Source organism: Enterococcus sp. AZ196 (assembly GCF_050498845.1).
In the GTDB taxonomy this organism is placed as follows: Bacteria; Bacillota; Bacilli; order Lactobacillales; family Enterococcaceae; genus Enterococcus_A; species Enterococcus_A murrayae.
The window spans coordinates 3,187,495-3,211,709 of sequence record NZ_JBIPAM010000001.1; the positions used below are offsets into that span (position 1 = coordinate 3,187,495).

A 24,215-nucleotide genomic window follows, 5' to 3' on the forward strand; every position below is an offset into this window, starting at 1 on the left:
TCAAATGTACCACTTTGTACATTTTAGATATAGAAAAATGAACATTTAAGGAGAGAGAAGAGATGAATAAGAAAAAATTAGTGACAGGGTTGTTAAGTGCAGCCTTTGTAAGTGGGATATTGGTGAATTCAACACTTTCAGCAGATGCCGCGACATATGGTGGGCGCTCTACAGGATCAGTTTCATTCAAGTCGGGAACGCTAGTTCTTCCGCCAATTGATCCGCCAATTGATCCGCCAGTAGATCCGCCAGCAACCGATTTTGGTTTGTTGTATGTTCCTAAAGAGTTTAACTTTGCGGAGACAACAGTACCAACTACGACGGTTACTACGACAACTAAAATTGCGATAGACGATGATTGGGAAGGAAGTCCGGCTTCTAATACTAGTGGAGCAGCAGGGTCAAACACGACAACCAAACACTTTGCGGTTGGGGATGTACGTGGAAAACGTGCTTCGGGTTGGAAACTAGAAGCAAAACTAAGAGCAGATTTAGAGGATAGTGGAACGTCCAAAAAGCTAACTGGTGCAACGATCACGATGGCACAAGGAATCAATGAATTGACTCCAACAACTTGGGCACAAACACCGACTACTGCTAGTGCGACAGCTAACACACCTGACACAGTAAACTCATCAGTTACTTTGAGTACAACTAGTGCATCTATTATGAGTGCCTCTGGTGAAACAACTACAAATGCAGCAGACGGTCGTGGTGAAGGGTATTGGCAAGGTGAATTTACCAATATTGAATTAAATGTTCCTGCAACTGCAATGAACAATGTTGCAACAGGAGAACAATATGCAGGAATTGTTGATTGGACCTTAACAGATTCCATTTAAAAATGAATACGTAAGATAGAAACAGAAGATGGGTTGAAGAAAGAAATAATATCTTCAATCCATTTTCATTCTTAGGAGCCATACATGAAAAATAAAAAAAAATTTTACAAACTATGTTTTTTGCTACTCGTTCTATTTTTGTTACCAAGTGGAATCACCCATGCTGAAAAGACAACTACGAGCGATAATGATGAAACAACTGAGACAAGGAAACAGGCTGGCTTCCAAGTTCAGTCAGTTCTACCGGAGAATCAGATAAATGACAGAGTGAGCTATTACCACTTACTTGTGCATCCTGGTCAGACACAGACTATTGAATTAAAAATCATGAATAATTCACCTGAAACACAACACTATACTGTAGAAGTCATTCGTGCAGCGACCAACAAGAATGGATTAATCACCTATGATGAGCGAGACAAAAGACCGGATGAAAGTATGCGCCTACCGATAACGGATGTAGCACAGCCTAGATCTAATGAGGTTTCAGTAAAAAGTTACTCGGAAGGAAAAGCAGAAATCGATCTTTCCATTCCTAACGATCAACCTTTTGAAGGGATACTTTTAGGTGGTATACGTGTCTCCTTAAAGGAAGGTAGTACAGAGGATAGCGAAACGGGCTTATCTGTGAAGAACACCTACGGTTATGCTATTGGGATGGTTTTAACAGAAGATGAGAAAAATTCGATTTATGGAGAACCTGAACTGAAGTTAACTACTGTGAAACCTGAAGTGAATTACGGCAGTAAAATCTTAGAAGCTTCTATCCAGAATCCAGAACCGGTTTCTATTAAAGATGCGACAGTGGAAGGAAAGATCATTTCAAAGAGAACGAATAAGTCTGTTGCAGAAGGAAAATTAAAGAATGTGAGCATTGCGCCTAATTCAGTCTTCCCTTTTCACATTGATTGGGGCATGAATCAGATTGTCGCGGGAGAGTATACACTTAAGGGGATTGCTAGGATTGGGGATAAGAAATGGCAGTTTGAACAGAATTTTACGATATCGAGTAAGATCGCTAAAAAAATGAACGAACAAACTGTTTTTAAAATTATCATTCCTGATTGGTGGATGCATACAGCATATATTCTCATTATGGTTACTGTGGGAGTACTCGTATTCTTGATTGTTCGACTAGTAAAGAGAACGAAAGGAAGGAAATCAAATGAAGCGTAAACTTTTTTTGAGTATTTTTTTATGCTTTGCAGGATTATGGTACTCGTCTCTGATTGTTCATGCGGACAGCTTTAACGGACAGACACCAGTAGGAGTAGGGTTTGTGGATGAGAAAGATAAGAAAAAAGAAGACGAAAAAAAGCAAGAAAAGACTGGAGGAGAGATGTTTCCCGGTACAGGTGGGAATTCAAGTGACCAATCCCTCTGGAGCAAATTACTCCCGAGAACAGGTGAAGAAATGAAAATGGGTATCAGTGTTTTAGGTGTCCTTCTCTTTTCGGGAACACTCCTTTTCTACGTGAAACGACATAGGAGGGAGCAAGAAAAATGAAAAAAAAACAAAGAATTATTTCTGTCATGTTAGGAATTTTAGTAATATCACTTTCACTTCTTCTCACACCCAAAGTATTTGCGGCTAGGACAGGATATTTTCCTGCAATGGAGGGAAATATTCGTTTTTTGGATAGAGACGGAACAGATTTTTCAAAAACGCTGAACTTACAAGGTGTAATCCAGAGAGGAGAAATGGGATATGGAGGTACACCGATTCTCACTCAGATGCCATTAAGTATTTCAAAAGATCCTGGAAAGAATGAATTCACACTTCATTTTCCAGAATTTAATGAAACTACTCAACCATGGACAGTTGAGTATAGCATCAGTCGGAGAGCTCAAGACCTAGTGATACCTACTGTTTCGTCAGCAAGATATGTAAAGCATTTTATTTTGAACAAAGGAAATCCCGTAAGTTATGTGAAACACAATACGTGGCATGCAAATACAGGCGGTTTCGGAGAATCTCTTATATATTTTGTAAGGCAATCAGACGGATCATTTAAAGGAGTTGTAAATTTAAATCCAAACCCTAACACGCATTTATCCTTGGGATTGGCTGCTGTCCGAGAAGATTTTCTTTACCCGAATACTTCAGAAGCATACATTATAGGGGACACAGGGCTGGTTATAGACTATTATGCAGTATATCAACAATTTAAAGAGGTGTTTGAAGATGAGTCTGGTGCATCAATTACACCGCCAACTGGCTATACTCAGAATAAATTAACTGATATTACCTCAGATCCTTATACGTACACAATGAACAAGGGAAGCTCATTACCAAAAGTATATGTTGTCGGGACAGACGCATATACGTATAAAGGTTGGTATAAAGGTAAGGGAAATAAAGCATCTATCAATGACACATACCCACCAAGTATAACCAGCCAAGCTGAATTCGATGATTCAAAAGATGAAATTCACATCGTGTATGAAAAAAGAACTGCGCGAACTGTAAAAGAATTATATGTAAGTACAACATGGACAAATATTCATGCCCCATCGAACACGACTCAAACAGTAGGTGATGGGAATACATTTGAAGGCAATCCACCAGCGAGTAAAACAGATGCTGGAAATAGTGAGTGGGAGTACAATGGCTGGAAACTTAGTACAGAATCTTCAGGGGCTCTACGCCCGAAAACAACACCCGTATCATTAACGATTAATGCGGATACTAATATCCAGTACCAGTATACTCGGAAGAAACGAACAACGACGGAAAGATATTTAAAGAACTCTGATAGCACACCAATCTCGGTGCACTCTTCTTTAGGAATCTCGAATCCTAGAATCGCTACGATTGATGATAATGGAACCTTCTATTATGGTCGCCCAACTCTAATTGATACATCATTAGGAGTTTGGGACATGGTTGGTTGGGAAAATGTTACGGACGATCCAGGGGTAATCAATTCGACAAATGGAGGAACGCTAAGAAATGTTAAAGAGGACAAAGAGTTTAATTACTATTATTCGCCTAGAAAGTCGGCAGCTACTATTGATTTAACACCAAATCCAAAGATTATTAACAGTGGAGGAAGTGTTTCTTGGACCAGTCGAGTTACAAATACTAGTACTACGGTATTGAAAGACTTAGTATTGAAAAAGACTGCTAATTGGTCTAGTGGCTTAGCTGCACCAACTCAGGTTACGGTGACACCAGCAACAGGTGCCGCTCAAACATTCCCTGTAACTGCAAGTGATTGGACTTCAGGAGTAACATTGACTGGAGTCTCAATTCCTGTGACAACTAACAATTATGCGGATATTACCTTCTCCACAACTTCTACAGGGGCAGTTAACCAAGTGTTACCAGCGGAAATAGAATTAAACGGTAATATTTCTACTCCAATTGAAGCAGATAATTTTATACGAATCGATGATCCGGATGAGCCGAATTTGGAGCCTGGTAATGCGGGATTAATCAATATTCCATCATTCAAGTTTGGGCAAGTTGAAGTCAAAACTTCTGCACAGACTAAGAAACTGGATGCCGCATCCTATCAAAGCGGTTATAATCCTTATATTCGTTTGATTGACAAAGAAAGTATGGGTGGCTGGGCACTAACAGCAAAATTGGGTCAATTTACTAGTGGGACGAAGACCTTGCCAACGACTACTAGTATCAATTTGAAAAATGGCGATCTAAAAGAAGTGAATGATTATGATAAGCACAATGAATCTATGACTTCTATTGGGGGAGTGGGAAACAAAGTAATCACTTCAGATGGTGCAACAGTTTCTTTGACTAATGGTGGATCTCAAGGTGTTTATCAATTGGACTATGCAATTAGTGACGTTGAACTTAACTTACTTGGTAATACTGGTATTGCAGGAAATACCTATACTGCCAATATGGATTGGATTTTGACTACCGCACCTTAAAGAAAGCGAGAGAACGATATGTATAACTATGTTTGGCTATCTACTGGGATGGGGATTGTTGTTCTATTTCTAGCCATCTTTTTCTTAGTGAAGGATCTGGCTTATTGTGAGCGGACGCAACAGAAGAAGCTGACCTATCTGCTGGCGAACTGGGGGATGTTCCTCTTAGCGATCGTCTGGATTGGTCTGGGAATCAGCTTATATGTTCTGATCCAGAATCAGTTAACTGCTTAGAAAAAAGCCGCTCGAGTTCCTTCGAGCGGCTTGTACATAGAAATGCAAGAACAAGGGGGAAGAGGTGGAAAATGACGCGCATATTGATCTTAACAAAAAATATTTCGGTAGAAACATCCCTGCAGCTGCAGCTCCAAAAACTGAATTACGAAGTGCTGGTTTCGGTGTCGATTTGGGAGCTGTGGGCGAACGCGCGGCGGGTGGATCATTTGATGAAGTCCTTTCAGTGGATCTTTTTGAGCGAGACGCTCACAGATAGTGAAGCAAAAGAGTTCGGGGAACAAGTCACCACTGATTGTCTGGTACGGATCGTCGGAGAAGAACCCGATGAAGCCGCTTTAGCCAACTGGCGCAGCTGGCATGTGTTTGATTGGGTCGAAGCGGACACCTCATTGGAAAGGCTGAGAGAAAAGCTGCTCTATAAGGCACTGCTGCAGCGGGTCGATTTTAGCGTTGATCCACTGAGCTCTAGCCCTCGTTTTTCTGACTATCAGAAAAAAGCCTTTCCCTTATATTTTTCAGATATACATTTTACAAAGATGGAGAAAGAGATCATCCAGCACCTGATGGAAGCGGACAATCTATCCTTGGCCCGGGATGCGCTCTGTCACGGCTGGCGCTCGAAAAATCAAAACTCCAAGCTGAGCCAGCTATCCTCAGCGATCACGAGAATCCGCAAAAAAGTCGCCGATGCCTATGGAATAGAGGATGCGATCCATACCCTTTGGGGCGAAGGCTATCAGCTGAATACGTACTTTTACAACTGCCTAATGAAGGGTGAATATCAAAACCAGCAGCACTAAAAAAATCAGAGAGTAGGAATATGAATGAGTCAGATTCTATTATTTACCAAAAACCCCTTGAACGAACAAGTATTTGAAGACCGCCTAAGACAACTGGGACATGAAGTGTTCACGACGAAAGAGCTGGTGGAGCTGTGCCTGTTGGATACTGCCAATCACGACTTTATCCAAATCTTCCACCAAATCATTCTCAGCGAGACCATCGCCAATGTCGAAGTAAAAGAACTCGTGAAAACGCTGAACAACTACACGATCCCGATCTTCCGCAAATCCGATGAGCCCGTCGATGAAGCCCAACTGGAAGAATGGCAGAAGCTCGGCATCACCGAATGGATCGAAAGCCGCCCGAGTGTTGAATCACTAAGAGAAAAACTCAGCTGCGACAAACTAACCAACGAAAGCAAGATCGTCTTTTTACCAAAGACCAAGGAAAAGCTTTCCCTAGCCAGACTGGCGCTAAGCAGCGGCGAATTAAAACTGTTCGTCATTCTTTATGAGCAGAAAAACCAAACCATCCCTCGCGAAGAACTCTGCCTGCGGATGTGGAATAGAGGCAAAAGCAACTCCAGCATGTCTCAGCTTTCGGTGATGGTGAAACACTTAAAAGCCAAGCTCGCAAGTAAAGGCATTACTGGTCCGATCATTGAAACCTGTTGGGGACGAGGGTATCGGCTGCATGAGACGGTGAATGAGCAGATCCTGGTGGATGTTGTGGATGACGTGCTGTTTGGACAGCAATAAGAGGTCTTCGGGCCTCTTTTTTGTTCGTTATGAAATCCATCGCCAATTATCAAAGTTAGGAATCTGAGTAACCACTCCTCAAATATAGAGAAATTGTTAATCTTTTTTCAAAAGTAGGGATAATGATTAAAATATAGGAGACTTTCTTTATAATATGAATGGAGGAGGGGATCGAATGAAGAAAATCATTGCAGGAATTCTATCTGCTATATTAAGCTATGGAATGGTCTATTATTTGGTCCTGCCGACATTGCAGAATTATCCGCGTCTGGATAGTATGACGCAACGCTTTGAGTATACGGATGAAGCGCTGTGGCTTTTTATTTTCTTAAGCTTGTGGCTCTTTTATTGGCAGTGGGAGCAGCGAAGGATTTGGAATGTTTATCTCTACCTTTTTTATAGCAGCTACTTTTTATTATTGTTCATCATGCTGTTTACCAAAGCTAGGGCCTATCATTCTTTCAATCTAGATCCATTTGAACTGTACTTGAATAATAGCCAGCAGATTATAGAGCTGATCTTGAATACAGGGTACTTCATTCCGTTAGGGTGCCTGTATGGGATACGAGCCGGTAAAATAGAAGCGGCCGTAATCGCATTGATCACTATCCTGGGGATTGAGACAATCCAATATGTCTTTTATCTGGGGACGTTTGATATTTGGGATATTATGACAAATTTCATAGGCTGTATGATTGGGTATGCTTTGTGCAGGATAATCAAAAGGCGGCTCCGTTAGAAGAACATACCACTGGGCCTTTCGGTTGACTGGCGCTCTTTTAGGAACTAATGTAATTGTTCCATCATCGGCATTACTTATTCCTGTCATGCTTTTGGCTATTATTTTGAATGGCAACTTACCAGAGAGTTTGTCTTGAAAAATCAATTGATGTCAGAGTCTAATCCAATGAAGTTACGTAATTTATCGAAGGATCATCAAGAGGACTTTAAAGCTTATCGCTTCTAGTATTTGAAAGAAAAGTTTGCTCGGGGAATGGCGATTATTGACTATAATTAAAAAGATCAAGTGGGGTCAAAAGAAATGACCGCCACTTGATCTTTTTATTATGCTAAACACTGCATATAGGCATAGGATTAGCCAACTGATAAGAGTGAGTCGTAGACTGCCAGTGAAATAAGACGGTGCTTTATAAGTTAAAATCGCATAATTCTTACCAGAAACTTGTTTGATTGTGGGTGTTCCAATCTCGCTAAGAGTTGTCTTTTGGGGAGAAATTTCTTGACCATTCACTATTAATTGACTGTTTTGGTAGAGAATGATTGGTAAATTTGTCGTTTCTTTTCCTTGAGATGTCCACTCGATCCGCAACCCTTCTTTGCATGATTTCTTTTCGAATTGCCGATGTTGCTCGAGAATCAACTTTTCGTATAGCTGATATTTATTTTGCTCTGTCTTTTGATAAAGAGGCAAATAGTCAGGCGTCGATTTCTCCCAATAACTTAGTCCTTTAGCGAGGTCATTTTGATGGAAAGAATCTTTGATGACTTGGCTGTCTATCGGTTGAATATGCGTATGTAAACTTTCGAAATAATGAATATCATTTAGCAGCCAGAGACCCAAGGCATAACTGATAGTTAACAAAACTTGAACTAGACTAAGTAAAATGACTGGCTGTCGATATTTTGAATAAGCTTTTCGCTGAAGACTGTTTTCTTCAAGAGATAATGCAAAGGAAAATAAAATGAGAACCGTAAAGGGAATAAAAAAGCGGAACGGAAATTGAATCAATTCGACAATTTTGATTTTTTGACTCATTAGAAACTTCCAAGGAATTAAACTAGAAGAAAGAACTAGAAAAAATATCGCAGTCATAGAAGCCATCTTATTGACCTGAGAAAGCTTTTGTTGTCGACTAAATAAACATTTAAACTGACAAATAATGATTGGAACTAAGAAAATTGGATTTGCTAACCAGTACCAACTACTGCGATCAATGGTGTTGCTGTCCAAGCTTTGATTAATAAACGGAGGTAAAATTTCATTTGTCAAATATAGATGCAGCATGTTCACCCATATATTCGCTGTTAGTAGAGAAAATAATAAAACTGACAAAGTGATATCACGGATCATTTGAATTTTATGCTGGTTTTTCCACCAACTGTAAATGAAAAAAATAAAATAGATTAGAATCAACAGCAGGCAAGAAAAAAGGTGAATTTGCATCATCAATGCCACTGAGAAGCCGATCTGCACAATGGCTATTTTTCCTTCCAGTACCATTTTGCGTAGAGGAATTAAAGCAAATGGTAAAAAAGCGGCCCCCCAACCACTAAAACACTGACCAATCGTCCAATAATGGACACTGTACGTAGTCATGAAAAGAATAGACGTAAATAAATTGATTTTCAAAGTTACTTTATTGCATTTCAAGAGGCTGAACATTGAAACGCCTGAAATAAAATAGAGAATAAAATTGGCCAATATTTGGTAACGAAACCAGGAACCACTAATTATTACCAATAAGCCTTGAATATAGGCCATCAGTGGTCCATAAAAAGGATTGATAATACGACCTGTTTGCTGAAATCCAAAAGTTGTTAAGAAGTAGTGGATATTGCCAGTTTTGATTTGCATAGCCGTATCGTAAAAGCGATTAAAATGAAAAATAGCATCAGAGCCAATAATCATTCCTCCACTGATAATTTGTGGTAATGTGAAGAGAAGAGCAATACTGAAAATTAAAAAAAATGGAAAAAAACGATTTTGCAAAAATTTAGCCATCATAATTTCCTCCTTGAGGTCAGAAATTTATTTCCGGGTTGAATGATTTGAGGCAAAATGGTCCGGCATGCCAAACGTTTTTTAATAAAAAATAAGATTTCTATACTCAAAGTAGTCAATACGAAAGTGATCAAAAACAATGGAATTCCTTGGAATTTCTGAACACCTAACTGGGCTAGAAACCACTTTGTCGTTTCAAGAAAAGCAGGATGTAAAAAGAATAAATATTGAGCTGATTTTCGTAGGTGTGAAAAGTTCCTGCTTTGCAAGGCTTTGGAACGCAAAAGCAAAATCATTAAAAATAAAGAGACAGGAATCAAGGAAAAGAGAAAATTCTTGTCGTCTCCCTGTCTTAAACAAATAATTAACGTTTCGATCCCTAAAAGAATCAGACTGATTCCGAATTTTACTGGAATATTCCGTTGCAGGAAAGTATGATTTCCTTCCAGATAATCTGCTAAAAAAAAGCCAATAAGAATAAAAATAGGTGTATAGAAAAGACCATTGCGAGTTGTCATAAAGAGTTGATTGTAAAAAGCATATAGGTCGTAAATCAAAGTTCCTTGAAGATACCCTGAGTATGTTTCTGTCGCTCCCAATGCAAACAATAGAAGACAAATACATAAAGCAATAGGATAATTGAAACGGCGCAACCATTTTCTAACTAGCCAAAGGCCCAAAAACAATGCGGGAAAATACCACAAATGATAACAAACCCCTAAATAAGCTAAGCCGATAGGAAGTGCAGCTAAGTATAAATTAGAAGGTATACCTAGATCCTGAATAAATAAAATCCCATAGGGAAGATAGATCAAGCTCCAAAATAGGTATGTTTTCCATTGACGTTTAAAAAAATTACTTGGATATGTTGTATTTTTCTTTTGCTTTGAGCGGAAGAAGTAACTAGAACCTATAAGGAAAATAGGTACGGCTAATCGCGCGCAGCAAACTTTCAAGAAAAAATGAATAAAATCATTTTCAGCTAAACGATCACAATGAGCCAAAATGACAAATAGTGAAGCGGCATATTGTGTGAGATCAAGTAAGGGAAAATTATTTTTTATTGTTTGACTGGTTTCCATAAACTTCATTCCTTTTTGTAGCGAAAAATCTTCATTAGTGAAGACTTAAACTAGTAAATTTGTTAGTGAGTTTGCTAAAGCAAAAAGAACATTACTCTCATGGAAGGCATGCTTGTTTTCTACAATTTTTGGCACTCCTGAGAGATAGAAATATTCTCTTTCTTTCACAGTAAAGTAGGATGAAATTGTCGCCTAGAAACAAAAGCAAACATCGGGGGGAATTATCGCAATCAAAATGAACATGCTAGAAAGGTTGATAAATCAAGATGTTATCATTTGTTGCAAGCCTAATTTCGCTAGATGGAATTTCTATTTAGAGTAATTTCCGTTAAATTAGATAAAGGGATAAGGAGGGAGCGAAAGATGGATATTGGAAAAATTATCAAAGAGAAAAGAACCGAAAGAAATTTGACACAGGAAGATTTGGCACAGCAATTTTTTGTCACGCGTCAGTTGATTTCTAAATGGGAGAATGGGAAAAGCTATCCTGATTTAAAACAAGTAGTTCAACTAAGTGAACTCTTTGATATTTCTTTAGAAGGACTTCTGAAGGAAGATACCGGCATGGTCAAGGATTTGAGTTTTGATATCAAACAGAAGCGATTATTTAAAGGATTAATTCTGTTTTTAGCAGTAATTTCCGTCGGAGTGATTTCTATTTTTAGTTTTTTCTGGTGGGTTGATTTAACTTATTTAGAAAAAGACGATATTGAGATTACGAAAATTACGAAACAGATATTGCCAGAAGAAGTAGTAGTCGTCGAACAAACCGGCGAGGAAATTACTTTGCCACAGGATGTTGAATATACAGTTCATTTTAAAACGAATAAGTGGCTAATTGATTTAGCAAAGATATCCGGGACTAATGTGACCTCTGATGCGGAGGGCGTTGAAATTCAAATATGGGGACACCATAAATTGTTTGGCGCGAAGAAGGAAAGTAAAGCAGTTGTCTATAGCAATAGGGATAAATTGTTGAATGAGGAGTTTGATTCTAATATAGGAAAAAGTCTATATATGTATAACCGTAAAAAAGGAGCTCAAATGTTTAATCCTCAACAAGCAAAGGATAGGGATAAATGGCCGTTAATTAAAGAAACGAGTGATAAAATTGCGGATGTTAAAAGTCTAGAAAAATTGCCAGCTGAATGATAGCTGACTGAAACATCGCGCATTAGAATTTCGAAACAGATTCGCATAAAATCGTGTCTGAGAGATTGACTTAAGTCTATTTTCTTTTTGGTCGCTTTTTTTAGAGCTAGGAGGCTAAGTTCATTATGAAATCCGTCATTGTATTTGAATAATAAAAAAACAAATTATTGAGTTGATCTTGAATACAAGATATTTTAATACATTAGGGTGTTTGTATAGAATACGAGCCGGTAAATTAGAAGTGGCTGTGATTACGGTGATCACTATTCTATGGACTGAGACAATCTAATATGTCTTTTATCTGGGAACATTTGACATCTGAGATATTATTTCCAATTTTATTGGATGCGTTATTGTCTATCAGTTTTATAGGATAATAAAAAAGCGAATGACTTGATTTCTTTATAATAGCAGTGATTGTGACAGCTAGGATGAAAATCCTAGCTGTTTTTTTGAGTTAATAAAAATTCCCTTAATATAAATAATATCTATTTCTCAATAAAATCTAATAATATATTTAACAATAACTTCTTTTTAATTCAAAATCACAAAAATTACAAATGATATTTGAATTATTAATAGTATAATAGTAAAATATGATATATAGAAACCATTTTTTTTAAAATAATAGTTTTTGATTTTTATAAGTTAAGGTGATTTTATGACTTATTTATTTTTAAATATTGATGGTTAGAGCAATTGTTAAAGGGGGGAAGGTGAGAAATAGTGCGAAAAAAGAGAGATTTTATTGGAAAGTTAGTCAAATTGCTAGCTGCCTTTTTTATTCTTTTAACTGTTCTGATTCCGACTCTTTCTATAGGTGCAACAAACGTTGAGACAACCTCTAGTAATCAAGTAAATGAGACCTTTGATTCAAGTGAGCTGATGCCAAACTTGGACTCTCAATTGAGCAGTAGCTCTTTTAATGAACCAAATGAACTTGATACCACGGAATCCACTACGGAGGATATGACTAAAACGAAAGCGGGAGAATCTGAAAATGAGCGTCAAGATACAATGGTTGAGAAAGAAGTTAAAGCTTCTACCACAAACATTATTCATTCGGTTGTGGTGAATGATTGGGAGTTGTATCGGTTCAATGGTCAAAACCGCGAGTCACTGACGACAGCTCCTAAAAGTAATGCGATACCCAATCAAGCGTATAATTTCAGTTTTTCTTGGAGTATTCCAGATGGAAAGTTAGGGAGAAATATCCTCCCTGGGGACTACTTTGTTCTGAACATCCCACAAAATGATGATCCAAATACAGGTAACTGGTACACGTTGCCTGGTGAATGGCGCACAATAGCGACGGATGAGGGGGAATCGATTTATCGTTATCGAATCGAAAATTCAACTACTGATAATACCCAAATGATTCGAATTGAGTTTTTGGAAGGAGTTGCTGAGCCAAGTACTAATAGTATTGACTCGGATTTGGAATTTCCTGGCTTCATGAACTACGTTACCAAAGCTAGTGTTCAAAATGTTGTTTTTGGTCGAGATGCGAATGGAGCGGCACTTTCAAAAAGTATTACGTTTAATAAAATTGATTTGAGTGCTTCGAATGGCTTCTCTTTTAAACATGGTACACCAGGTTCTAGTAATTCGATAAAGTGGGATATTCAATTTAATGGGGCATCCAATATCGAACTAGGTGGAGATGAAGTAGATTACGATGTAAATGGTGGAGCAGGAAGTGCGCATCAAGGCTTTTATACAGATAAACCTGATCGAGATGTTTGGCATCCATGGGGGACCAACTATACAGATATTTATGCTCCTGCTGGGAAGCAAGGAGGCGGTGAACTAGGTGGATACGTAGAAGATGAGTTGCCTGCAGATGCTGAGGTAACAACTCTAACCATTGCTGCATATATCCAAGTTCCAATTGGTTTGAGCCAAGAGAATTACGAGAAACAAGAAGGGGTCTATCCTTCTTCAGAGGTTTCTTTTCAATCGTTTGTTTTAGCAGATTATGGAGATGGACCAACCTATCGAACAGGCTCGGACACTAGTGAGGTACAAAGTCCAAAAGCTGGTACTGGCTTTACTCGATTAACGCAATTGGAGAATGAAACAAAGATACAGTTTAAGGTTCGAGTTCAAGCCGCTCCTTATCAATATGGCGTTTACAAAGAACAAACTACGGGTATTTCGACTGTGATGCTGCATTATGGAACAATGAAAAAAGCAACTAATGAGCAGCAAAAACTTAGTGATTTAACAGATACAGCATACACGGGAAGAACAATCATAAACCCAAAAACGAATCAGACAGTAAATATCACACAATTTGCGGCACAAGCGGCTGATTTTACAATCAAAAAAGGCTATTATGCTGAAGAAGATCGCGAGCTTTTGGAAAATTACTATTCAATCACTTTTGGGGACACCAATGTCATAGGTGGGAAAATCGCGTCATACAATATTTCCTTGATGGTTCGCTATCCGCCAAGTACGCCATCTGGACCCATTAGAAATGAATCGGCTATCTATACCCATAGTGCGCTGACACTAAAGCGAAAGCCTCCAGAAATAATGCCAAAGATAGACGGACATACTGTCAATCTCAAGAACTCATACGGTAGTATCACTTTGAACGCCAATCAAGCTTTACTGCAAAAATTCGACGTTGAACGTGATGAGAATGATGAGTATATCCCAATTAATGGCGCAAAGTTCAAGCTGCAAGTAAAAGATGGAAGTACTTGGTCAGACGTAAAAAAAGATGGCACTATATTAACCTTTATTACTGATGGCATTCAGTACTACGAAGTGGAAAATGGTGTGACCGTTGAAAAGACAGCCAATGGACTGGTCAAAGTGGATTTCGGCGCATTAGGATTAGCTGATGGTACCTATCGATTTGTTGAGACCAAAGCGGCTGCAGGTTATGTTGAAGAAACCAAAGTATCTGATGAGTTTGTTATACCGTCAACTACTAGCAGAGGGCCAACTGTCACTGTTTGGAATAAGAAACTTCCGCAGGCTAAATACACTGTTAAACACTATGTGCAGAAGAGTGAAGGAAATACAGCGAAAGATAATTTTGAACTGAGAGAGACAGAAGAAAAGTCCGGCTATTTAGGACAAGAGATCATCGGTGAGCCATTGATGGAATTATTGAAGTCCTATGAGTATAGCGAGACGCTGTCAATTGCTTACGGGAAAATCACTGGAACTGTTACTGCAGATGGCAACTTGACTATAGAGCTATATTATACGATTGCAGCGAATGTACCCTTTACTCTTTATAAACAAGGGATGAATGGTGAGATGATGCCCTCTGTCGATTCGAGTGGTAATCCATTGCTAGATGAGCAGGGTCGAGAAAAGAAAGTTGCTTTTGATGTTTATGAGTGGGATGAGGATTGGGGTGTAAGTAATCCTTATGCAGATGGAAACGGACCTATCTCAAAGCCGGAAGTTTGGACAAAGATAAATAATACTCCCATTGCTACAGATGCGTTAGGCAGAGTTCGAGTTCCGGAAATCAGCGATTTGACAAAGTATTATGCAATTATTGAAGTCTCCTCTTATCCAGATTACGTTCAGCCGGCTAATGAAGTCTATTGGGTAATCAAAATGAGCGCTTCGGAGATTTTCTCCATGCCAAACTGGGTTGCCGGAACAGAGGTTGAGCGTCCAGATTATGAAAAACCTAGTCAAGAAAACGGTAATCAGTATATCTTGAAAAATAGGAAGCCTGATATTTCGCTTTTTAAGATCAATGAACAAGGGGAAGCCATGCCATCTACTGATCATCAGAAAGTTCAATTTGATATTTATCGTTGGAATGGCAGGGGCTATTTTGAAGAAACTCATCCTTATAACTGGAGTACATGGACAAGAATAAATTCAAATGCTGCAACAGACAATCAGGGCTACTTCGCCACAATCGGACAAACAGGATCGGAAGGATCGGATCCAAAAGAATTTGACTGGTACATCATTCGTGAGACAGACACGTATAGCGGATATCAATTGGCTAATGGTTATTGGTTAGTTTCCACTGCTTGGAATCCTTCTACGCAAAAATTTGAAATCTTTGAAGTGAAATATAAGATTATTCAAAATGGTACAGCGGTTGATGCTGAAGATCCCGGACACAAAATCAGTGATGATAAAACGAATCTTTATTTAACGAATAAGAGCAAGCCAATCAGCTTTTACAAAGAAGATGAAAAGAAAAATCTAATAGGCGGAGTTCACTTCTCTCTTTATAAAGCGAAAGATGGCGAAGCTGGAACCAACGGCAGTGAAGATCCAGAAGCTGCGGATACTAAATGGGATATGACGAATCCCATTGAAAAAGTCAGTAGTGATAATGATGCTGATAAGGGGAAAGTCACCTTCGATGCATTAGCGAGAGGCGATTATTTATTAGTAGAGACTAAGACACTTCCGGGCTATCAATTACCGCTGGGCTATTGGATTGTCACCGTGGATTTCTACGGAGAAATCGAAACGATCCGCGGGCGAGGTGATCCATTACCGCCAGCCTTCCGGATAAATAACGGCAAGTATTATTTACCAAACTATTTAAAGAACTCGCTGCCTAGAGCAGGTGGTTATCTGAGAGTATTCTTGGTTGTATTAGGAATTGTATTGCTGGGTTCTGCAGGGATTGTTTTGCAGAATCGAAAAAAGAAAGTAAACGATGAAAAGGGGAAAAAAGATGAGAACAAAGCTAAGTAAGCTAATAGCGATAGCCTTTATTTTATTAACAACATTAGGAGGAGCGATTTCCGGATATGCTGCTCCAGGTTCACGACCGGCGAATGGAGATTTAACGATTCATAAATATTGGGCGGAAACATCAAGTGATATCGGGAACGAAGGGAGTGGGGAAAAGTTGCCAGACGGCACTATAACCAATCCCGCGATAAAAGGTATTCAATTTGATGTTTGGCAAGTAAAAGTCCAATCGCCTAATAATTCGAATGCTCCAGAAACTCCTCCATCAGAGAAAGACAATTGGAATTACTCAAGATCAGGTTCTGTTCTGACTGTTAGTAAAGATTCGACAATTTATCAATACGATTTGACTAACCCAAAGAACGGTAAAACTAACGAAGATGGCGAGTTGGTATTTAGCCCATTACAAGCTGGTTATTACTATGTAGAAGAGAATTTGACTGCCTCAGCTGGGTATACAGTTAAAGGATATGAAGCCGAAGATGTCAAAAAAAAGATTACTTCTCCAGCAAAACCGTTTATCGTTGCAGTGCCTATGACTAACCCTGCAGGAGACGGGTGGAACAGTGATGTTCATGTCTATCCGAAAAACCAAGGGTTGAATCCTGAGAAAAAACCAGAAGTACCATCAGTTAATGTAGGTGATGAAGTAGCTTGGACCATTACTGCTAATGTACCTTCGGATTTTAAGGATTATGTCACCTTTACTATTACCGATGAACTTGATAAACGTTTGAACTTTGTGTACGATTCAGGAGATATTAATGCAAGTGTTGTTGTGACAGGAATTGGTGCTTCTTCAAATGTATTGGTCACATTGGATAAAGGCACTGATTATACAGTAACTCATTCACCTGTCGCAGGAAGCGATCCAGAAAAATTCATCGTTTCGTTAACGGGTGCTGGAATTCAAAAATTAGCTGGGACTCAGAATATTGTCAAAATATCTGTTTCATTTAAAACAATCGTGAATGGCAATATTACTTCTGAAGATGGTAGTGATAATAAAATTAAAAATGAGGCGACAATTGAGTTTACAAATACATCCAGTCTTGGTGGAGACAAAACTACCAGCCCTCCTTCTGAAGTGGATACTGGGGAAATCTTCATTGACAAGAAAGATTCGGATGGAACAACTAATTTGAAAGGTGCGGAATTTCAATTAGCTCTGTCTGAAACAGCTGCAAATGCTGGAGAGTTTATAAAGGTGAAAGTGAATGCTGAAAATAAAATTATTGATATTCTTTTTCCAAACGATTCAAACTATAATGACTCTGATGCATATCCTTGGGTAGTACGCCCTCATGAAACAAAAGAAGAAAAACTTGGTTTGAGGGAGGAGGATTCGATCAAGAGTTTCTATGCAACTACTTTTGAGGGGTTGCAGACGCATACTGTCTCTAATGATTCTCCTGTGTGGAACAGTTATTGGGTAGCAGAAACAAAGGCGCCAGCAAAGTACAATTTATTAGATGGCCCCGTAGAAGTAACCTTTAAGGATGAACTAACGAATTATGTATTGTCTGAGACTATAGTCAACAAAAAAGGCTTCACTCTCCCTAACACCGGGGGCGTAGGAACGATCTTGCTAGTTGTCTTCGGGATCGTCCTGATCGGATTAGCGATCATTCTAACAATGAATAAAAAGAAAAAGACTGCTTAAAGGAGTCTTCAAAAAAAGCCGAGTTTGCGCTCGGCTTTTATTATACATAGAAAGGGGAGCGGGCGATGAAGCGGACGATTTTGATCCTTCTTTTATTGATGGCTGGAATTGGCATCATTGCCTTTCCTTTTATCGGAAATTACTTAAATCAAAAAAATGCGACACAGGTGATGGAAAAGTATCAAAAGGATACAGAGGAGCTGACACCTGAACAAATTGCTGACATTTTTCAACAGGCTCAGGTCTACAATGAGAATCTGTTGGGGCAGCCGGCGCATGATCCCTTTCTGCCTGGTTCTGGAATTGTAATGCCGGATAATTATTATCGTGTATTGAATGTCGGCGGTACGATGGGGCAGGTAGAGATTCCCAGTATTGATGTGAAGCTTCCAATTTATCACGGGACAAAAGATGCTGTTTTGCGAAAGGCAGTTGGGCATCTGGAGGGTTCGGCTCTGCCAATCGGAGGAGCAGGAACGCATACGGTACTGACTTCTCATACTGGTTTGACGCAGGCGAAATTATTCACGGATTTGACTGAACTGGAAAAAGGGGATCAATTTTTCATTCATGTGTTGGATCGAACACTGGCTTATGAGGTGGACAAGATTTCAGTCATTAAGCCGGAGCAGACGGATTTATTGAAGGCGGTCGATGGCAAAGACTATGCGACATTATTGACTTGTACACCTTATGGCGTGAACTCTCATCGCCTCTTAGTTCGCGGAAAACGAGTTCCTTATCAGCCGCAGAAAAAAGTACCGAAGAAAAAACTAACCAAAGAAAATCACTTATTATTGAAGGCAGTGCTGATCACCAGCGGAATTATGCTGCTTTTGATTCTATTGAATTATTGGTGGAATAAACGGAAAGCAGCTAAAGCATAAACAAAAAGTTTGTTCTTAATGCTTGTTCATGTTAACTTACAATTAGTAAGTGAGGTGCATGAGGATGGAATATCTTTATCAAGCAGGAAAGCCCAATGGCAAAAAATTTATTTTGCTGCATGGAACGGGCGGCGATGAACGATCATTGCTAGAAATGGCGAAGTTTTTAGATGCGGACAGCACAGTTTTATCGTTTCGCGGAAAAATTGAAGAAGAGGGTATGAATCGTTTCTTTAAACGGAATGGCTTGAATCAATTTGATTTTGCGAGCCTGGAAAAGGAAACGGATCATCTATTAGAGGAGATCAAAAGGATTAGCAAAGAAAAAGGGATCGCTTTAGAAGAATGGATTTTAGTTGGTTATTCGAATGGCGCAAATATTGCGGCACATCTATTGTTGGAGCGTGAAACAACTTTAACACAGGGGATCTTTTTCCATCCGATGTCATTAGAAGTTCATACCCAATCATTTAATTTATCAGATAAAAAAATTTGGGTTTCTTATGGCGGGAGCCAAGATCCAATTGTCAGTCAAGCATCTTTTGCTGAATTAGTCGCGGCCTTCCGCGATCGAAGCGCAGAGGTCACAGTAGTAGAAACAGCTTATGGTCATCAAGTTTCAATGGATGAAGTTCAAAATGCTCGGGAATGGCTGAAAGAGTAGTGACACGCTTTTGGGATATGGTAAAATGAATCGAAGGGGTGGCGTGATGACAGACTCATTTGATTACAAAGGCTTGACCTTGACACCAACGGACTTAGCATTTAACGATGAAGAATTACAAAAGTTATTGACCTTTGAAGGAGCGATCACTCATGAACGCTTGAAGGGCTTTAATTTCCATTATTTTTTGATGCCGGAATATGATTTGAATGGTCTTTTGGCAAAGCTTGGCGACGCTGAACGCAAGGCGAAACGAATTTACTATATCACAGGGCAGCTAGTTTCTAGTGATTTAAAGGACATGTCGGTGGACGGCTATTACATGCCGACCAACTGGGGCTTTATGCATGTCGAGAACCATACGTAAGAAAAAAACGACTGTCCAAAAAGTCTTTCTCAGTTTAAAGGGAAGTAATCATACTCCCTCTCCTGTCTAGATCAGATAAGAATCAGATTATTAGAATTTTCCTAAACCTGGATGTATGCTAAAGGAAACTCATAAGGGATGATCATTATGAACCGTTTCTGCAAATTTGGAAAATTACAGGCGATCAAAGGTGAAGGAAAGACACTTCTGGACATATTATTGAAAGCTTCGGAGGAATTGCAAACCGAGGAAACTTGCTTTTGCTATATCGTGGGAATGAGTCAAGAGGAACCTGACGGTGTGTACGTGTATGAAGTTTGGGAAGACAAAGCGGCACATGAGAATTCATTAAAGTTGGAGCCGGTAAAAGAATTAATCCAAGAAGCAATGCCAATCCTAGACTTTTCTAAAAGCACCAATTATCCTGACTTAACAATTTACGGTGGAAAAGCAAATTTTTAAAACACTATAAAAGGAAACAGTTTATCTGAAAACGATAGACTGTTTTTTTGTTGTTTTCGATCATTTTTTTTATCCAAAGGGCCTATTTTGTAAGGTGGGAAGCAAAGAAAGGAAAGTATAACGGAAAAATGCAGCGGACCGCACGCTGCACTGTGTTAGAGGTTATGTTTTCCGTCAAGATGTGTCAATGAGAGAATAATCATCGCGGCCTTTTTGACACAACAGCAATCTAACACCAAAGTATGAAGAAAGTTAGAAAGCAGGCTTAAAAAAAAGCATGCTTCGTTTATTCCGCAAAGCAACGCCCTTTTTATATAAAAATAAATTAATTTTCGGTTCTTCCCACCAGATAATCTAAGGTTACCTGATACAGATCTACGATATCAATCAATTCCAAAATATGGGGCAATGATTCTCCGCTTTCATAAGACTCGTATTGGTCGAATGGAAGATTCAAACGCTCAGCCACCTCTTTTTTCGTGTAATTGTTTTTCGTTCGCAGGAAATCAAGTCTGCAACGTAAGGTATCAAGTAAAATAGCTTCTTCAATACTCAAAGAAACATAACCTCGATTCTAAATAATCTGACAGATAAATAGGGACAGTGTAACATTTTCAAAAGACAGCCGGTCGAACGGCTGCCTTTAAACATTGATCAATGCCTAGTTTCCGCTAGACAAGTCGATTTTATCAAAAAGCTTATGCTAGTCAACCGCGAACGGTAGCTCATTCTTCGCAAACGGAAAAAAGTTGCGATAGCAGGTCGCCGACTATAGTAGGCCCATTTATAATAAAGCGAAAAAAATGAATGGAGAAGAAAATGTCTGATAGTCTCAGTTGTCCGTTTTGTGATAGAATGCAGACGGATTGAATGTGGATGAGGTGAATGATAGATGTATACAAAAGAAGTGTTCAACAATAAGATGAACAGCTGGATCAATATTGACGCGGAAAATGTGGATGAGTTGAAGAATCTTTATCGTGATTTTGGAATCGATAGGGAATTTGTCGATTATTCTCTGGACCGTAACGAGCGGGCGCATTTAGACTATGATAAAACGACGGATGTGCTGTTGTTGATTTTCAATGCCCCCAATCGCCGAAAGATCGATAATCATCATGAAACGGTGCCGATGACATTTATTGTTGTGAATCGAACCTTGATCACTGTTACGAATCAGCAGACCAACTATTTGTATTTTGAGATCAAAAATTACTTAGAGAAAAATCCTGATAGTACGTTGTTTGAACTGCTTTTTGGCAGTCTCTTCACTATTTCTGATCAGTATTTTCCTTTTGTGGAAGGAATGGATCGTGACCGCAAACGGATCAGTCAATTGCTGAAGGAGAAGACGACAAAGCAGAATCTACTACTGTTATCGGATTTAGAAACGGGGATCGTCTATTTCGTAACGGCTTCACGGCAAAATGTACTGTTAGTGCAGCAAATTAAGAGTCATGGAATTTATCGACGCTTAAGTGAGCAGGAAAAGGAACGGTTGGACGATGTCTTGATCGAGGCTCAGCAGCTAGTGGAAATGACGCAGTTGTCATCACAGATTTTGCAGCAGCTATCCGGAACCTACAATAATGTCTTAAACAATAATTTGAATGATACGATGCGGATTTTAACAGTGTTATCGGTGTTGCTAACGATTCCGACGATTGTTTCGGGCTTTTTCGGGATGAATATGCCGTTGCCGCTGGAGCATAATGCTTCAGGTTGGATTATTACGATTGTGGTCAGTCTTTTGTTGTGGTTTGGATTGTCTTATGTCTTGCGGAGGTTAATGAAGTAAAATGGAGCTTAAGAAACTTATGATTTAGATGCTGTAAAATAGGGTACATTACAATTGAGGTGACTAATATGTTAAACATAAAGCCAGTTTCTGATTTGCGTAACTACAATAAAGTATTAGAGCAAGTAACTACGGATGAGCCTGTTTTTTTGACGAAGAATGGGCATGGAAAGTATGTTGTTGTAACTATTGAAGAGTATGATCGTTTGAAAAAGAGTCTTGAAATCGTTGAGAAGTTAAAAAAAGCAGAAGAGAGTGGCACCATTTCTCTTTCTGAAGCTAAGCAGAGGTTTGGTATATGAGTTATATCGTCCGAATATAAGTAGTAAAGCCCCCGACAACACGGATAAAAGTGTTGTCGGGGGCTTTTTCGCCGCTAACTATTCTTTCAAGTTTGTTTGAAAGAATTCTGTTATTTGATCAAATGGGATAATGGATGTTTGATCATACAGATCGGTATGTGAAGCGCCAGGGATAATCATTAATTCCTTATTTTCTCCGACTAATTGTTTATAGGCATCTTGGCTAAAATACAAGGAATGCGCCTTTTCCCCATGGATCATCAATACGGCATTGCGAATTTCATTGCTGTATTGTAGGATCGGCATGTTTATAAAGGACAGAGATGAGGTAACATTCCAACCGTTATTAGAGTTTAGTGATCGTGGATGATAGCCTCGATTTGTTTTGTAATACGCGTGATAATCTTTCACAAATTGTGGAGCATCATCAGGGAGCGGATCGATGACGCCACCAGCAAGGGCATAGTCTTCATTTCTATAATCATCAATTCGTTGGGCATTCAAGGTTTCTTTTAGTTTGTAACGAGCATCTTCGTCCATTTCATCAAAGTATCCTTTGGCATTTACGCGCGACATGTCATACATTGTCGAAGTAACAGTGGCCTTGATACGTGTATCGATAGCGGCAGCATTGAGTGCCATTCCGCCCCAGCCACAAATTCCGATAATTCCAATCGCTTCTGGCTCCACATTGTCTTGAACCGATAGGAAATCGACGGCTGCTTGGAAATCTTCCGTATTGATATCAGGTGAAGCGACATAACGAGGGACTCCGCCGCTTTCTCCAGTGAAGGACGGATCGAAAGCGATCGTCAAGAAGCCTCTTTCGGCCATTGTTTGAGCATACAAGCCAGAGGACTGTTCTTTGACTGCACCAAAAGGTCCGCTAACGGCGATCGCAGGTAATTTTCCTTTGTATTCTTTCGGTTCGTAGAGGTCAGCTGCTAATGTGATGCCATAGCGGTTATGAAAAGTGACCTTGCGATGAGTGACTTTTTCACTTTTTGGAAATACCTTATCCCATTCTTGAGTGATCGTTAATTCTTTTTCCATGATATTGGCTCCTTTTTTGGTTTGAATTTGACAAGTCATACTTGCCTATACTAATATGTTAATACCTAAACCTGACTTTAGGTCAAGAGATGATGAAAAAGATGGAGGAATTCGATGTATACAATTGGACAAGTTTCTGAAATGTTTGGATTGCCAATATCTACGTTGCGTTATTATGATAAAGAAGGACTGTTTCCGGAGATTCAACGAGTATCTGGAATTCGCAAGTTCTCTGAAAATGAGATAGAAGCATTGAGAGTCATTGAATGTTTAAAGAAATCAGGATTAGAAATCAAAGATATCAAGCAATTTATGGAGTGGAGCAAACAAGGCAGTCAAACCTTCCAAATTCGAAAAGAGCTTTTTGAAAAACAAAAGGTCGTTGTTGAAGAAGAAATAGCAAAGCTGAATCGGGTACTCAACATGCTGCAATATAAGTGCTGGTACTATGAAGAAGCGATCAAAGCGGATAATGAAGAGAGTGTTAAGGCAAAAGTTCCAGAAGAATTACCGGAACAGATCAAAAAGTATTATGAGTACTCTCATTCCTAATCTTATAAAAAAACGAAGGCATGATTTCAAGAAAAGTTGAAGTCACGCCTTTTTTCTTACGAAAATTTAAAAAAAAGAAGATACAAAGGGGATGAGAAATGCTATTTTAAAGAAGGTGTTAGTGCAATGTTTTTTTGATAGAAATGGAAGATCAACCACAAATTATCTTCTATACATATGAGAAATTGCCAAATTCCCTGTAAAATTTGGATTCTTTGCACTAGAGTAAGTGCAATCATTTCATATTGTTCCAGGGAAGACAAATCACT

General features: G+C 39.0%; 22 protein-coding genes. 18 read left to right on the top strand and 4 right to left on the bottom strand.

Annotated features, from left to right (window positions below; all coding sequences use genetic code 11):
- Nucleotides 1-62: 62 nt before the first annotated feature.
- The 8 genes from IGI67_RS15300 to IGI67_RS15335 all read left to right on the top strand — a co-directional run bounded on the left by IGI67_RS15300 (nucleotide 63) and on the right by IGI67_RS15335 (nucleotide 7,259).
- Nucleotides 63-842, top strand: a complete 780-nt coding sequence (locus IGI67_RS15300) for a WxL domain-containing protein (RefSeq protein ID WP_429958272.1) — start codon at nucleotides 63-65, stop codon at nucleotides 840-842.
- Nucleotides 843-926: 84 nt separating this feature from the next.
- On the top strand, nucleotides 927-2,018 hold the full coding sequence (locus IGI67_RS15305) for a DUF916 and DUF3324 domain-containing protein (RefSeq protein ID WP_429958273.1): 1,092 nt from the start codon (nucleotides 927-929) through the stop codon (nucleotides 2,016-2,018).
- A complete protein-coding gene (locus IGI67_RS15310) occupies nucleotides 2,008-2,349 on the top strand; it encodes an LPXTG cell wall anchor domain-containing protein (protein WP_429958274.1) in 342 nt (113 codons plus the stop codon). Before IGI67_RS15305 ends, IGI67_RS15310 begins: the two co-directional genes overlap by 11 nt.
- Nucleotides 2,346-4,742: a WxL domain-containing protein gene (locus IGI67_RS15315; protein ID WP_429958275.1), complete on the top strand. Its 2,397-nt coding sequence runs from the start codon at nucleotides 2,346-2,348 to the stop codon at nucleotides 4,740-4,742. The genes IGI67_RS15310 and IGI67_RS15315 overlap by 4 nt, the downstream gene beginning before the upstream one ends.
- An 18-nt stretch (nucleotides 4,743-4,760) precedes the next feature.
- Nucleotides 4,761-4,976 (top strand): hypothetical protein, encoded by a 216-nt coding sequence (locus tag IGI67_RS15320; RefSeq protein WP_429958276.1) that lies wholly within the window; start codon nucleotides 4,761-4,763, stop codon nucleotides 4,974-4,976.
- A 71-nt stretch (nucleotides 4,977-5,047) separates the two neighbouring features.
- Complete coding sequence (locus tag IGI67_RS15325) at nucleotides 5,048-5,779, top strand: helix-turn-helix domain-containing protein (protein ID WP_429958277.1); 732 nt, start codon at nucleotides 5,048-5,050, stop codon at nucleotides 5,777-5,779.
- Nucleotides 5,780-5,803: 24 nt separating this feature from the next.
- Nucleotides 5,804-6,520 carry a helix-turn-helix domain-containing protein gene (locus IGI67_RS15330; RefSeq protein WP_429958278.1) on the top strand — a complete coding sequence of 239 codons (717 nt, stop codon included), beginning with the start codon at nucleotides 5,804-5,806 and terminating at the stop codon, nucleotides 6,518-6,520.
- Nucleotides 6,521-6,695: 175 nt separating this feature from the next.
- On the top strand, nucleotides 6,696-7,259 hold the full coding sequence (locus IGI67_RS15335; protein WP_429958279.1) for a VanZ family protein: 564 nt from the start codon (nucleotides 6,696-6,698) through the stop codon (nucleotides 7,257-7,259).
- Between the two features lie 294 nt (nucleotides 7,260-7,553).
- Here the strand turns inward: IGI67_RS15335 and IGI67_RS15340 are convergent, their stop codons facing one another.
- Nucleotides 7,554-9,263 (bottom strand): hypothetical protein, encoded by a 1,710-nt coding sequence (locus IGI67_RS15340; RefSeq protein ID WP_429958280.1) that lies wholly within the window; start codon nucleotides 9,261-9,263, stop codon nucleotides 7,554-7,556.
- Nucleotides 9,263-10,345, bottom strand: a complete 1,083-nt coding sequence (locus IGI67_RS15345; RefSeq protein ID WP_429958281.1) for an acyltransferase family protein — start codon at nucleotides 10,343-10,345, stop codon at nucleotides 9,263-9,265. Before IGI67_RS15345 ends, IGI67_RS15340 begins: the two co-directional genes overlap by 1 nt.
- A 363-nt stretch (nucleotides 10,346-10,708) precedes the next feature.
- Between IGI67_RS15345 and IGI67_RS15350 the strand changes: the two genes are divergently transcribed.
- The 7 genes from IGI67_RS15350 to IGI67_RS15380 all read left to right on the top strand — a co-directional run bounded on the left by IGI67_RS15350 (nucleotide 10,709) and on the right by IGI67_RS15380 (nucleotide 20,241).
- Nucleotides 10,709-11,497 (top strand): helix-turn-helix domain-containing protein, encoded by a 789-nt coding sequence (locus IGI67_RS15350; protein WP_429958282.1) that lies wholly within the window; start codon nucleotides 10,709-10,711, stop codon nucleotides 11,495-11,497.
- A gap of 726 nt (nucleotides 11,498-12,223) precedes the next feature.
- Nucleotides 12,224-16,198: a SpaA isopeptide-forming pilin-related protein gene (locus IGI67_RS15355; RefSeq protein ID WP_429958283.1), complete on the top strand. Its 3,975-nt coding sequence runs from the start codon at nucleotides 12,224-12,226 to the stop codon at nucleotides 16,196-16,198.
- The gene (locus IGI67_RS15360; protein ID WP_429958284.1) at nucleotides 16,179-17,861 is read left to right on the top strand and encodes a SpaH/EbpB family LPXTG-anchored major pilin; all 1,683 of its coding nucleotides are present in this window, start codon (nucleotides 16,179-16,181) and stop codon (nucleotides 17,859-17,861) included. The genes IGI67_RS15355 and IGI67_RS15360 overlap by 20 nt, the downstream gene beginning before the upstream one ends.
- Nucleotides 17,862-17,926: 65 nt before the next feature.
- Nucleotides 17,927-18,748 carry a class C sortase gene (locus tag IGI67_RS15365; RefSeq protein WP_429958285.1) on the top strand — a complete coding sequence of 274 codons (822 nt, stop codon included), beginning with the start codon at nucleotides 17,927-17,929 and terminating at the stop codon, nucleotides 18,746-18,748.
- 64 nt (nucleotides 18,749-18,812) lie between these two features.
- Complete coding sequence (locus IGI67_RS15370; protein WP_429958286.1) at nucleotides 18,813-19,412, top strand: alpha/beta hydrolase; 600 nt, start codon at nucleotides 18,813-18,815, stop codon at nucleotides 19,410-19,412.
- A 25-nt stretch (nucleotides 19,413-19,437) separates the two neighbouring features.
- A complete protein-coding gene (locus IGI67_RS15375; protein ID WP_429958287.1) occupies nucleotides 19,438-19,779 on the top strand; it encodes a hypothetical protein in 342 nt (113 codons plus the stop codon).
- A gap of 147 nt (nucleotides 19,780-19,926) precedes the next feature.
- Nucleotides 19,927-20,241 (top strand): putative quinol monooxygenase, encoded by a 315-nt coding sequence (locus IGI67_RS15380; protein WP_429958288.1) that lies wholly within the window; start codon nucleotides 19,927-19,929, stop codon nucleotides 20,239-20,241.
- Between the two features lie 325 nt (nucleotides 20,242-20,566).
- On the opposite strand, the gene IGI67_RS15385 is transcribed toward IGI67_RS15380, so the two are convergent.
- Complete coding sequence (locus IGI67_RS15385; RefSeq protein ID WP_207107783.1) at nucleotides 20,567-20,797, bottom strand: helix-turn-helix domain-containing protein; 231 nt, start codon at nucleotides 20,795-20,797, stop codon at nucleotides 20,567-20,569.
- Between the two features lie 336 nt (nucleotides 20,798-21,133).
- On the opposite strand from IGI67_RS15385, the gene IGI67_RS15390 reads away from it, so the two are divergent.
- Together IGI67_RS15390 and IGI67_RS15395 are read left to right on the top strand one after the other, a co-directional pair.
- Nucleotides 21,134-22,039, top strand: a complete 906-nt coding sequence (locus IGI67_RS15390) for a magnesium transporter CorA family protein (RefSeq protein WP_429958289.1) — start codon at nucleotides 21,134-21,136, stop codon at nucleotides 22,037-22,039.
- 68 nt (nucleotides 22,040-22,107) lie between these two features.
- Nucleotides 22,108-22,341 carry a type II toxin-antitoxin system prevent-host-death family antitoxin gene (locus IGI67_RS15395; protein ID WP_429958290.1) on the top strand — a complete coding sequence of 78 codons (234 nt, stop codon included), beginning with the start codon at nucleotides 22,108-22,110 and terminating at the stop codon, nucleotides 22,339-22,341.
- 78 nt (nucleotides 22,342-22,419) lie between these two features.
- Here IGI67_RS15395 and IGI67_RS15400 read toward each other — a convergent pair whose 3' ends face one another.
- On the bottom strand, nucleotides 22,420-23,394 hold the full coding sequence (locus IGI67_RS15400; protein WP_429958291.1) for an alpha/beta hydrolase: 975 nt from the start codon (nucleotides 23,392-23,394) through the stop codon (nucleotides 22,420-22,422).
- 114 nt (nucleotides 23,395-23,508) lie between these two features.
- On the opposite strand from IGI67_RS15400, the gene IGI67_RS15405 reads away from it, so the two are divergent.
- Nucleotides 23,509-23,946: a MerR family transcriptional regulator gene (locus tag IGI67_RS15405; protein WP_429958292.1), complete on the top strand. Its 438-nt coding sequence runs from the start codon at nucleotides 23,509-23,511 to the stop codon at nucleotides 23,944-23,946.
- Nucleotides 23,947-24,215: the final 269 nt, after the last annotated feature.